13 protein-coding genes are annotated in these 13,737 nt (G+C 73.9%); 7 read left to right on the top strand and 6 right to left on the bottom strand.

What is annotated here, in order from left to right; all coding sequences use genetic code 11:
* Positions 1 to 3 precede the first annotated feature (3 nt).
* From SMA5143A_RS02890 to SMA5143A_RS02875, 3 genes are all read left to right on the top strand, one after another.
* Entirely contained in the window at positions 4 to 651 is a 648-nt protein-coding gene (locus tag SMA5143A_RS02890; protein WP_107461236.1) for a hypothetical protein, read from the top strand.
* Between the two features lie 92 nt (positions 652 to 743).
* Entirely contained in the window at positions 744 to 1,166 is a 423-nt protein-coding gene (locus SMA5143A_RS02885; RefSeq protein ID WP_107461235.1) for an acyl-CoA thioesterase, read from the top strand.
* 447 nt (positions 1,167 to 1,613) lie between these two features.
* Positions 1,614 to 3,824, top strand: a complete 2,211-nt coding sequence (locus SMA5143A_RS02875) for an alpha-N-acetylglucosaminidase (RefSeq protein ID WP_107461234.1) — start codon at positions 1,614 to 1,616, stop codon at positions 3,822 to 3,824.
* Positions 3,825 to 4,040: 216 nt separating this feature from the next.
* Here SMA5143A_RS02875 and SMA5143A_RS02870 read toward each other — a convergent pair whose 3' ends face one another.
* The 6 genes from SMA5143A_RS02870 to SMA5143A_RS02845 form a co-directional block, all read right to left on the bottom strand.
* Positions 4,041 to 5,414: an 8-oxoguanine deaminase gene (locus SMA5143A_RS02870; RefSeq protein ID WP_107461233.1), complete on the bottom strand. Its 1,374-nt coding sequence runs from the start codon at positions 5,412 to 5,414 to the stop codon at positions 4,041 to 4,043.
* Between the two features lie 61 nt (positions 5,415 to 5,475).
* Complete coding sequence (pucL, locus tag SMA5143A_RS02865; RefSeq protein WP_107461232.1) at positions 5,476 to 6,378, bottom strand: factor-independent urate hydroxylase; 903 nt, start codon at positions 6,376 to 6,378, stop codon at positions 5,476 to 5,478.
* 5 nt (positions 6,379 to 6,383) lie between these two features.
* Positions 6,384 to 6,773 carry a hydroxyisourate hydrolase gene (gene uraH, locus SMA5143A_RS02860; RefSeq protein WP_107461231.1) on the bottom strand — a complete coding sequence of 130 codons (390 nt, stop codon included), beginning with the start codon at positions 6,771 to 6,773 and terminating at the stop codon, positions 6,384 to 6,386.
* A gap of 7 nt (positions 6,774 to 6,780) precedes the next feature.
* On the bottom strand, positions 6,781 to 7,290 hold the full coding sequence (gene uraD, locus SMA5143A_RS02855) for a 2-oxo-4-hydroxy-4-carboxy-5-ureidoimidazoline decarboxylase (protein ID WP_107461230.1): 510 nt from the start codon (positions 7,288 to 7,290) through the stop codon (positions 6,781 to 6,783).
* Between the two features lie 119 nt (positions 7,291 to 7,409).
* Positions 7,410 to 7,787 (bottom strand): helix-turn-helix domain-containing protein, encoded by a 378-nt coding sequence (locus tag SMA5143A_RS02850; RefSeq protein WP_055712441.1) that lies wholly within the window; start codon positions 7,785 to 7,787, stop codon positions 7,410 to 7,412.
* Positions 7,784 to 8,071, bottom strand: a complete 288-nt coding sequence (locus tag SMA5143A_RS02845) for a hypothetical protein (protein WP_107461229.1) — start codon at positions 8,069 to 8,071, stop codon at positions 7,784 to 7,786. Before SMA5143A_RS02845 ends, SMA5143A_RS02850 begins: the two co-directional genes overlap by 4 nt.
* A 185-nt stretch (positions 8,072 to 8,256) precedes the next feature.
* Between SMA5143A_RS02845 and SMA5143A_RS02840 the strand changes: the two genes are divergently transcribed.
* The 4 genes from SMA5143A_RS02840 (at position 8,257) to hypF (ending at position 13,736) form a co-directional block, all read left to right on the top strand.
* Positions 8,257 to 10,002 carry an enoyl-CoA hydratase-related protein gene (locus tag SMA5143A_RS02840; protein ID WP_107461228.1) on the top strand — a complete coding sequence of 582 codons (1,746 nt, stop codon included), beginning with the start codon at positions 8,257 to 8,259 and terminating at the stop codon, positions 10,000 to 10,002.
* Complete coding sequence (locus tag SMA5143A_RS02835; protein ID WP_375136447.1) at positions 9,999 to 10,532, top strand: hydrogenase maturation protease; 534 nt, start codon at positions 9,999 to 10,001, stop codon at positions 10,530 to 10,532. The genes SMA5143A_RS02840 and SMA5143A_RS02835 overlap by 4 nt, the downstream gene beginning before the upstream one ends.
* A 115-nt stretch (positions 10,533 to 10,647) precedes the next feature.
* The gene (hypB, locus tag SMA5143A_RS02830) at positions 10,648 to 11,391 is read left to right on the top strand and encodes a hydrogenase nickel incorporation protein HypB (protein WP_107461227.1); all 744 of its coding nucleotides are present in this window, start codon (positions 10,648 to 10,650) and stop codon (positions 11,389 to 11,391) included.
* Positions 11,388 to 13,736: a carbamoyltransferase HypF gene (gene hypF / locus SMA5143A_RS02825; RefSeq protein ID WP_107461226.1), complete on the top strand. Its 2,349-nt coding sequence runs from the start codon at positions 11,388 to 11,390 to the stop codon at positions 13,734 to 13,736. Before hypB ends, hypF begins: the two co-directional genes overlap by 4 nt.
* Position 13,737 lies beyond the last annotated feature (1 nt).

The raw sequence follows: 13,737 nt of genomic DNA, 5'->3' as shown, positions 1-13,737 counted from the left end.
GTCGTGACCCGACCGCCGACCGCCGTCCAGCGGCGGATCATCGACGCCGCCGAGCCCGTGACCGGCCGGCTCACGGGTACGGAGACCCAGCTGGCGGCGCTGGTGAAGCGAGGGCTGGCGTTCCGCCACCCGCGCCCACCGCACGACCACTTCCTCACCCCGGCCGGGCACCGCGTACGGGAGGCCGGCCCGCCCGAGGAGACGGCGGCAGCGGCCCCGGCGCCGTCCACCGCCCCCGAGGAGTCGGGTGGGTTCGCGGCCCGGGTGGGCGGCGAGGAGAGCGCCGGGGACGGACCGGCGCGGGCCCGTGAGGTGCACAGCGCCTGGCAGGGGCTGCTGGAACTACGGCGGATGACGAACCCGGGCGGCGCCACCGACCGCCCCTGCGGCTGGGAGCGCGCGCATCTCGTACGGGCCGCCGCGCTCGCCCTGGAAGCGGCGGGCCACCGCCCGGCGGGCCCGGAGGCGGAGCGTGGCGGTTACCGGGTGCGGACCACGCCGCAGCCGGAGGCCGTCGCCGTGCACGAGCCGGACCCGGGGGCGCTGCGCGGCTGCGCCGAGACCCTGCGGCGGGCGGGCTGGCAGCCGAGCGAGCACACGGACCCGCGGACGCGCGAGCGGTATCTGCTGGCCTCCCCCCGGAAGGTGTGACGGGGCGGCGCCGGACTGTCGCACCCCGCATGAGCAAGCGCTCAGTAAGCTAGCGCCGTCCTGTTCGCCGCTGAGGTAGTCGAGGGGTAGTCGTGTCCGAGCCGTTTTCCGTCCCGGTGACCGTCCGGGGGTACGAGACCGACGTTCAGGGGCACCTCAACCAGAGCGTGTACCTCCAGTACGGGGAGCACGCGCGCTGGTCGCTGCTCCAGGCCGCCGGGATCCGCCAGGCCGATCTGATGGCGAGGGGTGTCGGCCCCGTGGCGCTGGAGACGACGATCCGTTACCGGCGCGAGCTGCTCGCCGGTGACGAGGTCCAGGTGACGTGTGTCTTCGCCTGGGGCGAGGGCAAGACCTTCCGGATCGAGCAGACGATCAGCAGGACCGACGGCACGGTGGCCGCCGAGATCACCGGTGTGGGCGGCCTGATGGACCTCAAGGCACGCAAGCTGGTCGCCGACCCGGGCGCGTACTTCAGGGAGCTGGCGGACGACCCGAAGCTGTTCGGGCTGTGAGGCTGTGAGCGCGGCCCACGGCCCGAACAGCGTCTGACGTTCGTCCCGTCGGTCAGCCCAGCGGGTTCAGCAGCGCGGGGTCGTTCTCGAAGGAGAACGGCAGCAGGTCCGTCATCGTGAAGCGGCCCTGCGGTGGGCCGGGAGGCTCGGGCGCCAGCCCGGGAGCTGCACGATCGAGACGCGGCTGCCCTCCATCGCCTGGTGAAAGACCGCGGCGACGAGCGTGCCGCCCACGCCGGTGAGGCGGCCGGGGTGGGCACGAAAGGCGTAGGAGGGCGTAGAGGCAGCCGGGCGTCAGCACCCGAGGGGGGTTCCGGCCGTTCACGGTGGGTTCTCCCCCTTGTGGCCGTGTGTCGGTGCGGAAGGTGCGGTTCCGGGGGTATTGCTGCCGCACCCGCACCCGCACCCGCACCCGCACCCGCACCCGCACCCGCACCCGGAGGCATCATGCCCCTCGCCCGCCGTGCCCTGCTCGCCGTCCTCGCCGCCGGTTCGGCGGGGGCGGCGATCGCCTGCGCCCCCGCCCGCGCGCACCCCTCCGACGACGCGCCCCGCGCGGACAGGGCGGGGGACACGGCGGCCACGGCGGCGGCCCGGAGGCTGTTGCCGGACCACTGGCGGCAGATCACCTTCGTCGAGGGGACCGAGCGGGACACCTTCCACGTCACCGGCGGCACCGGTCACATCACGGTCACCGGCGACACCCCGGCGACCCGGCTCACCGGACTGAACTGGTACCTGCGGCACATCGCGTACGCCGAGATCAACTGGGCGGGCGAGCAGACCGCCCTCCCCCGCGCCCTGCCAGGCCTCGACGGCACCGTCACCCGACGCGCGAACGTCCCCCACCGCTTCGCCCTGAACGACACCAACGACGGCTACACGGGCGCCTACCTCGACTGGTCGTACTGGGAGCGCGAGCTGGACGTGTTGGCGCTGCACGGCTACAACGAGATCCTCGTCTACACGGGCGCGGACGCCCTCTACCACCGGGTGTTCCAGGAGTTCGGGTACGGGGAGGAGGAGCTGCGGGAGTGGATCCCGGGGCCCGCGCACCAGCCGTGGTGGCTGCTGCAGAACCTGTCCGCGTTCCCCTCCCCCGTCTCCCGGCAGCTCCTCGACGCCCGTGCCGCGCTCGGCCGCCGCATCGCCGACCGCGTGCGCGAGCTGGGCATGACGCCGGTGTTCCCCGGCTACTTCGGGACGGTCCCGCCGGGCTTCGCCGAGCGCGTCCCGGGGGCGCGGACGGTCCCGCAGGGCACATGGATGGGTTTCGCCCGCCCCGACTGGCTCGACCCGCGCACGGACGCCTTCGCGCGGGTCGCGGCCGCCTTCTACCGCACCCAGGACGAGCTGTTCGGCGGGGCGTCGACCTTGTACAAGATGGATGTGCTGCACGAGGGCGGCGACCCGGGCGACGTGCCCGTGGGCGACGCGGCGAAGGGCGTCGAGCGGGCGCTGCGGCGGGCCCACCCCGACGCCGTCTGGGTGATCCTCGGCTGGCAGCACAACCCGCCGCGCGCGATCGTCGACGCCGTCGACAAGGAGCACATGCTCGTCGTCGACGGCCTCTCCGACCGTTTCCCGACGGTCACCGACCGCGAGGCCGACTGGGGCGGCACCCCGTACGCGTTCGGCTCGATCTGGAACTTCGGCGGCCACACCGCGCTCGGCGCCAACACCCGCGACTGGGCGGAACTGTACGAGAAGTGGCGCACGAAGCCGGGCAGCGCGCTGCGCGGGATCGCGCTGCTGCCGGAGGCCGCGGACAACAACCCGGCGGCCTTCGCCCTCTTCTCCGAACTCGCCTGGCGTGAGGGCGAGCTGGACCTGGAGGCGTGGTTCGCCGACTGGGCGCACGCGCGCTACGGCGCCCGTGATCCGCATGCCGAGGCGGCCTGGGACATCCTGCGCCGCACCGTTTACGGCACCACGCGCGCCGACGGGTGGAGCGAGGGCGCCGACGGCCTGTTCGGTGCCCGCCCGGCGCTCACCGTCGTCCGCGCGGCCCGCTGGTCGCCCAAGCAACTCCGGTACACGGCGGCGGACCTGGAGCCCGCCCTCGGTGAACTGCTGCGCGTACGGGGCGGGTCGCGCACCTCTTCCGCCTACCGGCGGGATCTCCTCGACGTGGCCCGCCAGATCCTCTCCAACCGCAGCCGCGCCCTGCTGCCGCGGATCAAGGAGGCGTACGACGCCCGGGACGCCGCCCGGCTGAAGGAGCTCGGGGAGGTGTGGCTGTCCCTGATGGAGCTGCTGGACCGGCTGCTGGCCACCGACTCCCGTCATCTGCTGGGTCGTTGGGTCGCGGACGTGCGCGCCTGGGGGGCGGACGACGCCGAGCGGGAGCGGCTGGCGTACGACAATCTGTCGCTGCTGACCGTGTGGGGCACCCGCGCGGGGGCGGACGCGGGGCTGCGCGACTACGCGAACCGGGAGTGGGCGGGCCTGGTCGGCGGGCTGTACCGGCTGCGCTGGTCGACGTACTTCGAGGAGCTGCGGGCCGCGCTGGCCGAGGGACGGGCGCCGAAGAAGATCGACTGGTTCGCGCTGGAGGACCACTGGACCCGCGACCCGGGACCCCTCACCACCGAGCCGACCGGCGACACGTACACGGTGGCCACACAGGTGTGGGAGCGGCTCACGGCACTCTCCTGAGCAGGTTGCCGACGCCGAGCCGCCTGTCCGAGCCCGGCCGCCGCGCAGCCGGTCGCACCGTTCCGGGGCGCACAGTCCTGTGCGCCCCGGAGACGGCCGCCGTGGACACCGCTCGGGTCCACGGCTTCCGGCCGAGGGCCGTCCCCCTCGGCCGGAGTCCGGGCGCCGTACGGCACGGGCGGGGATCCGCCGCGGCGTCGGCGCGCAGTGGTGGGGTCAGTCCCCGGCCACGATCCGGGCCAGTCGCCGGGCCTCGTCCCGTGTCGAGCGGGCGATCGCGTCCTCGTCCACGTGCAGCAGGCGGCCGTCCTCCACGACGGCCCGGCCGCCCACCAGCGACAGGGTCACGGGGGCCGCCGCGCCGAAGACCAGGGCGGTCACCGGGTCGGCGATGGACGCGTGGGCGAGGGTGTCCAGCTTCCACAGGACCAGGTCGGCGAGCTTGCCCGGTTCCAGGGAGCCGATCTCGGCCGCCCGGCCGAGGACCTGGGCGCCGCCGTAGGTGCCGAGGCGCAGCGCCTTCCGGGCGTCGAGGGCGGCTTCGCGGTGGGGGCCGAGGCGGTTGACGAGGAGGGCGTTGCGCAGCTCGGTGTGGAGTTCGCCGGACTCGTTGGAGGCCGTGCCGTCGACGCCGAGGCCGACGGGGACGCCGGCCGCGAGCATGTCGGGGACGCGGGCGATACCGGCGGCCAGGCGGGCGTTGGAGGACGGGCAGTGGGCGACTCCGGTCCTCGTCCGGGCGAAGGCCTCGATGTCGGAGTCGTTCATGTGGACGCAGTGCGCCATCCACACGTCCTCGCCGAGCCAGCCCGTCGACTCGAAGTAGTCGGTGGGGCCCATGCCGAACAGCTCGTGGCAGAACTTCTCCTCCTCGACCGTCTCCGAGCCGTGCGTGTGCAGCCGCACCCCCAGGCGGCGGGCCAACTCGGCGCCCTGCCTGAGGAGTTCGGTCGACACGGAGAACGGTGAGCAGGGGGCCACGGCCACCTGGGTCATCGCGCCAAAGGAGGCGTCGTGGTGCTCGTTCACGGTCGCCTCGGTGGCGGCGAGCGCGCCGTCGAGGGTCTCGACCGCGAAGTCCGGGGGCAGTCCGCCGTCCTTCTCGCTGCGGTCCATGGAGCCGCGGGCGAGGGTGAAGCGGACGCCCGTCTCCCGGGCGGCCCGGATGATGGCGCCCGACAGGTCGCCGGAGCCCTTCGGGAAGACGTAGTGGTGGTCCATCGCGGTCGTCACACCGCCGCGGGCCATCATCGCGAGGGAGCCCTGGGCCGCCGCGTAGGTCATCTGTTCGTCGATGCGGGCCCAGGTCGGGTACAGCGCGACGAGCCAGTTGAAGAGGTTGTGGTCGGTGGCGAGGCCCCGGGTGATCCACTGGTAGAAGTGGTGGTGGGTGTTGACCAGCCCGGGGGTCACCAGATGTCCGGTGGCGTCGATCCTGCGTACGACGTCCGTCAGGCCCTCGGGGGCCCGGCCCGCGCCGACCGACTCGATCACGTCGTCCGCGACCACCACATGGCCCGACGTGTGCTCGGTGTCCCGCGCGTCCACGGTCGCGATCGCCGCGTTCTCGATGACGATGCGCTGTGCCATCGTTGTTCGTCCCTACTCCCGGTGTACGTTCCGGGTCCGCGTCAGAGGTTGGTGAGGCGCGTCAGAGGTTGGTGAGATCGGCCGGTATGCGCGCCTCGACGCCGTCCCGCAGGACGGTCGCCTCGATGAGGCCGTAGGGGCGGTCCGCGGCGAAGTACACAGCTCCTTCGGCGGTATCGTTCTTCAGGCCGAACGGGGCGAGGTCCACCAGGAAGTGGTGCTTGTTCGGCAGGGAGAAGCGGACCTCGTCGATCTCGCTCCGGTGGTCGATGATCCGGGCGCCCATCGCGTAGAGGGTCTGCTGGAGCGACAGCGAGTACGTCTCCGCGAAGGCCTCCAGCAGGTGCCGCTTGACCTGCGCGTACGACGTGTCCCAGGCGGGCGTCGGCTGCTCGTCGTCGGTCCAGTTGAACCGCCAGCGGCCGGAGACGTCGGTGGCGAGGATGCGGTCGTGCGCCTCGGGGAGGGTCGTGTACTTGTCCTTGACGTAGCCCCAGAACTCGGAGTCGGTCGAGTTCATGACGGTGAGGTCCTTGAGACCGGAGACGACCTCCCACGCCGAGCCGTCGTAGGTGATCTGCGCGAGGCGGGTCTCCTGTCCCGTGCGGACGAACGAGTGCGCGCCCTTCCCGGAGTGCTCGATGCGCTCCCAGGAGTACTCCTCGATGCGGATGCGGGCCCGGTGGATGGCCGGCTGGGAGGTCACGAAGTGGCGGGCGAGATGGATGCCGAACTGCTCGGCGGACTCGATTCCGTGCTCCTTGGCGAAGGCGTACACCGTGTTCTTGGTGGTGTCCGTCGGCAGGACGTGGGCGTTGGAGCCGGAGAGGTGGACCTCGTCCATGTCGCCGGAGAGGGACACGGAGACGTTCAGGTCCTTGATGTGGTGGGTGGCGCCGTCCCGCGTGATGCGTACGACGCGGTTCTCGGCCTTGCCGTACTGGTTCTGTCCAAGGATGGGCATGGGTGCTAACTCCCTCGGTATACGGAGTAGCCGAACGGGTTGAGCAGCAGCGGTACGTGGTAGTGCTCGCCGGCTTCGACGGCGAACGTGATGACCACCTCGGGGAAGAACACACCGCTGTCCCGATGCGCGGGGGCGTCCTGCTGTGTCTCGGCTCGCTGGGTCTCGAAGTACGGCTCCACGGCGAAGTCGAGCCGTACGTGGGTGGTGCCTTCCGGCAGCGCCGGGAGGTCCTTGCACCGGCCGTCGGTGTCGGTCGCGGACCCGCCGAGGTCCCGCCAGTCGGCGTCGCGGCCCGGACGGGCGGCGAGGCGGACGGCGACCCCGGGGGCGGGGCGGCCGACGCTGGTGTCCAGGATGTGCGTGGACACGGAGGCCGTGGTGCTGGTGCTCATCCTGCTCTCAGTCCTCTTCGACCAGTCGGGTCAGGCGGATGCGGTTGATCTTGCCCAGTTCGACGCGGACGATCTCCCGTTCCTCCTCCGGCGTGTTGCCGATGCGCTCCGCGACCGCGTCGCGCATCTGCTCGCCAGTGCGACCGGTGGCGCAGATCAGGAAGACATGGCCGAACTTCTCCTGGTAGGCCAGGTTCAGTTCGAGCATCTCGGCCTTCAGCGCGTCGGAGGCGCCGGCCATGCCGCTCTGCTCCCGGGCGGAAGTCGCGTCGCCCGGTGTGGGGCGGCCGATCGGCGGGTGCCCGGCCATCGCCTCCGCCAGGTCCTCGGCGGTCAGTTCGACCATGGCGGCGTCACTGGCGGCGAGGAGGTCGTCGACGGTGGCGTACGGCCGGCCGGCGAGGAGTCTGCGCCCCCATTCCGCCGAGGCGCACGCCTCGTGGAGCGCGGCGACGGCGGCTTGCTTCTCCAGGGTGTTGAACCGGGCGAGGCCCGGCGTCGAGGAACGCGAAGTCACGGGAGCCTCCGTGGCCGTGGTGCTGGACTGGCTACGGCAAGCTAACGCCCCGCCACGACACTACGTCAACAGTTTGTTGAAGAAACGCGGGAGCGCCCCTCGATCGGCGGGGCGGCCCGTCATCGGCCCTTGGCCGCGTTCTCCCTGTTCAGGTAGTTGTAGACGGTGAAGCGGCTGACGCCGAGCGCGCTCGCGACGGTCTCCACGCCATGTCGCACGGAGAACGCGCCGCGCGCCTCCAGCGTCCGCACGATCTCCTGCTTGGTCTTCCGGTCGAGGTCGGCGAGGGGCTTGCCGTGCCGGCGCTCCAGCGCGGCGAGGATGTGGTCCAGCGACTCGGCGAGCTGCGGCAGCCGGACGGCGACGACGTCGGCGCCCTGCCAGGAGAGCACGACGTCGTCGGGGCCGGCCTCGCCCGGCGGCAGCAGGACCCCGCCCATGGCGTCGACCAGCGGCTTGACGGCAGCGACGAAGGGGTCGTCCCCGGCGGCGGTCACCCCTGGCCCTCCCCGGACTCCCCGGACTCCCCGGACTCCCCGGACTCCCCGACCACGTTGACCTGGAGCGAGACCCGGGTGGCGCCCGCCTCCAGGGCCCGACGCAGCAGGGCGTCGACCGCGCCGAGGACGGCGTCGGAGCCGCCCTCGGCGGTGTTGCCGAAGGGGCCCACGTCGACCGCGTCCAGGGCGGCGGCCTCGATGACGTCGCGGGCGACCAGCGCGTGCCGGGGCGGCTCGTCCAGATCGAACGGCTCGGTGGTGAACTCCACTCGCAATCGCACTACGCCCCCATGACCTCGGATCCGACCTGCGCGTTCTGCCACCACACCGACGGTGTGCCGGCCGCTGCGACACGACCTTAACGGCGACCGGGTCCCGCCGAGGACGCCCGCGTCGGGAGGTGAGCCGGGCGAAACGCCGCCGTGGTCCTTCGCGACCCTCCCGTAACCGGCCAACATTCCCCAACATGGACATCCTGCTCGTAGCCAGCGCGTTCAACAGCCTCTCCCAGCGGGTGTACGCGGAACTGTCCGACCGGGGGCACCGGGTCGACGTCGTGCTGGCCTCGCACGGCACCGAAGCGGTTGTGGCCGCCGTGCGCGAGGCCCGCCCGGAACTGATCGTCGCGCCGATGCTGAGGACGGCGCTGCCCGAGGAGGTGTGGCGGGAGCACACCTGCCTCATCGTGCACCCGGGACCACCCGGCGACCGCGGCCCGTCCTCCCTGGACTGGGCGATCACCGAGGGCGCGGCCCACTGGGGTGTGACGGTGCTCCAGGCGGAGGCGGGGATGGACGCCGGTGACGTCTGGGCCGCCGAGTCGTTCCCGGTGCCGCCGGTCGGCAAGAGCGACCTGTACCGGGGCGAGGTCGCCGACGCCGCCTCCGCCGCCGTCCTGGCGGCCGTCCAGCGGTACGCCGACGGATCCTTCAAACCACGGCCGCAGAGCGATCCCGGGATCCAGGTGGTGTGGCGCGACTTCTTCCGTCAGGAGCGACGCCGGATCGACTGGGAGAACGACAGCACGGAGTCGGTGCTGAGGAAGCTCCGCGCGGCCGACTCGCAGCCGGGCGTCCTCGACGAACTCCTCGGCCGCGAGGTGTTCCTGCACGGCGGGCACACCGAGGACCGGCTCCGCGGCGCTCCCGGCGAACTGCTGGCGACCCGGGCCGGCGCGGTCTGCCGGGCCACCCGGGACGGCGCGGTGTGGATTCCGGAGCTGCGCCCCCGCAGGAGTTCCGGCGACCCGGCGCCGTTCCGCCGCCCCGCCGCGTCGGTCCTCGCGGGCTTCCCCGCCCCGCCGGGCACCGTCCGGGGGACGTCCGGCGACGACGAGCGCCCGCACCGGCTGCCGGTGAGCGCCGTCCCGCTCGAAGTGCCCCCGGACCGGCGCACGTTCACCGACATCCGGTACCGGCGGCAGGGCGCCGTCGGGTTCCTGGACTTCTCGTTCCCCGGCGGCGCCATGAGCACCGACCACTGCCGCCGGCTCCTCGACGCCTACCGGTACGCGCTCGCCCGCCCCACCCCGGTGCTGGTGCTCGGCGGGTCCCGTGACTTCTTCTCCAACGGCATCCACCTGGGCGTCATCGAGGCGTCGGCCGACCCGGCGGCCGAGTCCTGGGCCAACCTCAACGCCATGAACGACCTGGTGGAGGCGGTGCTGCACACCACCGACCGCCTGGTGGTGGCGGCACTCGGCGGCAACGCGGCGGCCGGCGGCGTCATGCTCGCCCTGGCCGCCGACGAGGTGTGGTGCCGCGAGGGCGCCGTCCTCAACCCGCACTACCGGCGCATGGGCCTGTACGGGTCGGAGTACTGGACGTACACGCTTCCCCGTCGCGTCGGGGCGGAGACGGCCGAGCGGCTGACGGGTGAGGCGCTGCCGGTGAGTGCCGCGACCGCCGCGCGGATCGGACTGGTGGACCGCCCGGTGCCGGTCCCGCCCCAGGGCTTCACCACCGAGGTCGCCCGGATGGCGGCGGCGCTGGCCGATGCCCCGGACCTCGCGCCGCGGATCGCCGCGAAGGCCGCGGCGCGGCGGGCGGACGAGGAGCGGCGGCCGCTCGCCGATCACCGGCGGGACGAACTCGCCCGGATGCACGCCGTCTTCCTCGACCCGCGGGCCCCGTACCACGCCCTGCGCTCGGCGTTCGTGCGGAAGCTCCCGCACGGCTCCGCCCGTCCCCTGGCGACGGAAGGCACACGATGAGCGCGCGGCTGCTGGTGGCGGGCGTCGGCAACATCTTCCTCGCGGACGACGCCTTCGGCCCCGAGGTGATCCGCGCCCTCGAGGGGCGCCCGCTGCCGTCCGAGGCGCGGGTGCGGGACTTCGGCATCCGCGGCATGGACCTCGCCTACGAACTGCTCGGCGGCTACGACACCGCCGTCCTGGTCGACGCCTCGGCGCGCGGCCACCGGCCCGGCACCCTGTCGCTGATCGAACCGGAACTCCCCGACCGCGCCGCCGGCGGCCCCCCGCCCGAGGCGCACGGCATGGACCCGGCGAAGGTGCTGGCCCTGGCCGCCCACCTCGGCGACGAGCCGCTCCCTCGCGTCCTCGTCCTCGCCTGTGAACCGGAGGTGCTGCCGCGGGGCGACGAGGACATCGCTCCCGGCGTCAGCGCGACGGTGCGCGACGCCGTCGCGCGGGCCGTCACCGCGCTGCACACCCTGGTCCCGGCGCTGCTCGCCGACCCGGCGGCCACGCCTCCCCTGACCCGGGCGGCGATCCCTGGTTGAGCCGCCCGGAGGAATCCGAGGGGCCGCCCGCGGCCCGTCTCCCCGGTCCGGCGGCCGGGGGCGCGGAGGATCGGCAGCGGTCCGACGCACCCGAATCCCGCGAGGAGCTGTGCCCATGTGCGAGTCCGTGGACGACGTCACCCAGGCCGTCCTGGCGAAGAACGACGGGCTGGCCGCGAGCCTGCGCGACGAGCTCACCGGCCGCGGGGTGACCGTGGTCAACCTGCTGTCCAGCCCGGGCAGCGGCAAGACCGAACTGCTCGGCCGGGTACTGGCCCGGGCCGTGGAGCGGGGGGTCCCGGTGGCCGCGCTGACCGCGGACCTGGCGACCGAGAACGACGCCCACCGGCTCGCCCGCTCGGGGGCACCGGTGAAGCAGCTGCTGACCGACGGGCTGTGCCATCTGGAGGCCCGGCAGCTACGCGGCCACGTGGAGAGCTGGCTGCCCGCCGAGACCTCGCTGCTGTTCGTGGAGAACGTCGGCAACCTCGTCTGCCCGGCCTCCTACGACCTCGGGGAGAGCCTGCGGATCGTCCTGATGGCGGTGACGGAGGGCGAGGACAAGCCGCTGAAGTACCCCACGGCCTTCGGCTCCGCCCAGCTCGTGGTGCTCACCAAGACCGACCTCGCCGAGGCCGCCGGGTTCGACGAGTCCGCCTTCCTCGCCCATGTCCAGCGGGTCAACCCGGGCGTGGAGGTGGTGCGGTCCTGCGCCCGCGGCGGCGACGGCGTCGACACCGTCCTGGAGCGGGTGCTCGCCGTGCGGGACGGGGCGCCCGTCCACCGGCCTCCCCTGGCGCCGCGCCCGCACCGCCATGACGACGCCGCGTCCGGCCTCGCGGCCGGCCGCGTCTCGTGACGGCGCCCGCCACCCGCACCCCGCGCGACACCGACGGTGCCCGGACGGCGCGCCGACGCGTCACCGTCCGCGGAACGGTGCAGGGCGTCGGCTTCCGTCCGTTCGTCCACCGACTGGCCACCGACCTGGAACTGGCCGGGTTCGTGGGCAACACGGCGGACGGCGTGCTCATCGAGGTGGAGGGCCCGCCCGACGGCATCACCCGCTTCTGCGACCGACTGGCCGCCGAGCCGCCGCCGTTGGCCACCGTCACCGCCGTCGGCGTCGAGGACCTGGCCGTCACCGGCGCCGACGGCACCTTCACGATCCGTTCCACCGACCGCTCCCCTGGCCGCACCCTGCTCCCGCCGGACGTGGCGACCTGCGGGGACTGTCTGCGGGAGCTGGCCGACCCGGCCGACCGCAGGCACCGGCACCCCTTCGTCACCTGCACCCACTGCGGTCCCCGCTTCACCATCGCCACCGGGATGCCCTACGACCGGGCGGTCACCACCATGGCCGGCTTCCCCCTGTGTCCGGCGTGCGCCCGCGAGTACGGCGACCCCGGCGACCGCCGCTTCCACGCCCAGCCCGTCGCCTGCCCCGACTGCGGACCCCGGCTGCGGCTGGTGCCCGCGCCGGGCGACGCCGCCCGGCCCGTCCTCGGCGCCGACGCCCTCGCGGCGGCCCGCGCGCTGCTGGCCGCCGGGCGAATCGTCGCCGTCAAGGGCCTCGGCGGCTACCACCTGGCGTGCGACGCCGCCGACACGACCGCCGTCGACACCTTGCGCGCCCGCAAGGCGCGCGGCGGCAAGCCGTTCGCGGTGATGTGCGCGGACCTCGACACCGTACGGCGGATCGCCGCCGTCTCCGCGGCCGAGGCGGCGACGCTCACCGGCCCCCGGCGTCCCATCGTCCTGCTGCGCCCACGCGCCGGGCAGGGGGTGCTCGCGCCCGGAGTGTGCCCCGGCAGCCCGCACCTCGGCGTGATGCTGCCGTACACCCCGCTGCACACGCTGCTCTTCGGGCTGCCCGGCGATGCGCCGGGCCCGCGCGCGCTGGTGATGACGAGCGGCAACCGCTCGGGGGAGCCGATCGTCACGGACGACGACGAGGCGCTGACCCGGCTCGCGGGGCTCGCGGACGCCTGGCTGGCCCATGACCGGGAGGTCTCCGCGCCCTGCGACGACTCCCTGCTGCGGGTGCGCGCCGACGGCACCGAGCAGGTGTTGCGCCGCTCCCGCGGGTACGTGCCCCGCCCGCTGCGGCTGCCGGTGGTGGTGCGGCCCGCGCTCGCGGTGGGCGGCGACCTGAAGAACGCCCTGTGCCTCGGCGAGGGCGACCAGGCGTGGTTCGGCCCGCACATCGGCGACATGGGCGACCTGACCACCCTGGAGGCGGCCCGGCGGGCGGAGACGCGGATGCGGAGCCTGACCGGCGTCAGCCCCGAGCTGGTCGCCGCGGACCGGCACCCCGGCTACCACTCCGCCCGGTGGGCCGCCCGGCTGGCCGGGGGCCGACCCGTGCTGGTCCAGCACCACCACGCGCACATCGCGTCGGCGATGGCCGAGCACGGCCTCGACGGCACGACACCCGTCATCGGTGTCGCGTTCGACGGCACGGGCTACGGCGACGACGGCACCGTCTGGGGCGGTGAGATCCTGCTCGCCGACTACGGGGGCCACCGGCGCCTCGCCCATCTGGCCCCGGCCCCGCTGCCCGGCGGCGACGCGGGTGTGGCGAACCCCTGCCGTCTCGCGCTGGCCCGGCTGTGGGCGGCGGGCCTGCCGTGGGACCTCGACCTGCCCTGCGTGACCGCCTGCATCCCCGATGAACTCCACGTGTTGGAGCAGCAGTTGACGCGAGGGCTGGCCTGTGTGCCGACCTCCAGCACGGGCCGTCTCTTCGACGCCGTGTCGTCCCTGGCCGGTGTGTGCCACCGCGCGGGGTACGAGGCGCAGGCCGCCCTGGAGCTGGAGGCCGCCGCGGCCTCGGCCTGGGACGCGGACACCTCGGCGTACGCCTTCGGCATCGGCGACGGCGTGTGGGACCCCGCGCCCGTGCTGCGCGCGCTCGTCGCCGATCTGCGCCGGGGCACCCCGCCCGCGGTGCTCGCGGCGCGCTTCCACCGGGGTGTCGCGCGGGCCGTCGTGGAGCTCTGCCGACGGGCGCGCCGGGACACCGGCCTTGCCGTCATCGCCCTGAGCGGCGGCGTCTTCGCCAACGCCCTGCTGGAGGAGGAGTGCGCGCGGCTGCTGACCGGGGCGGGCTTCACGGTGCTGCGGCACGGCGAGGTCCCGCCGAACGACGGCGGGCTGGCCCTCGGCCAACTGGTGGTCGCGGCTCACCGACGACAAGAGGAGTGAC

The sequence above is a fragment of the Streptomyces sp. MA5143a genome, assembly GCF_900290235.1.
GTDB lineage: Bacteria > Actinomycetota > Actinomycetes > Streptomycetales > Streptomycetaceae > Streptomyces.
This window is presented reverse-complemented; position numbering and strand designations above follow the sequence as displayed.

Bases quoted from the DNA above. Each gene is read 5' to 3' on its own strand.
- SMA5143A_RS02875 (WP_107461234.1), top strand. From the start codon at position 1,614: ATGCCCCTCGCCCGCCGTGCCCTGCTCGCCGTCCTCGCCGCCGGTTCG.
- SMA5143A_RS02870 (WP_107461233.1), bottom strand. From the start codon at position 5,414: ATGGCACAGCGCATCGTCATCGAGAACGCGGCGATCGCGACCGTGGAC.
- pucL (WP_107461232.1), bottom strand. From the start codon at position 6,378: ATGCCCATCCTTGGACAGAACCAGTACGGCAAGGCCGAGAACCGCGTC.
- uraH (WP_107461231.1), bottom strand. From the start codon at position 6,773: ATGAGCACCAGCACCACGGCCTCCGTGTCCACGCACATCCTGGACACC.
- SMA5143A_RS02840 (WP_107461228.1), top strand. From the start codon at position 8,257: ATGGACATCCTGCTCGTAGCCAGCGCGTTCAACAGCCTCTCCCAGCGG.
- SMA5143A_RS02835 (WP_375136447.1), top strand. From the start codon at position 9,999: ATGAGCGCGCGGCTGCTGGTGGCGGGCGTCGGCAACATCTTCCTCGCG.
- hypB (WP_107461227.1), top strand. From the start codon at position 10,648: ATGTGCGAGTCCGTGGACGACGTCACCCAGGCCGTCCTGGCGAAGAAC.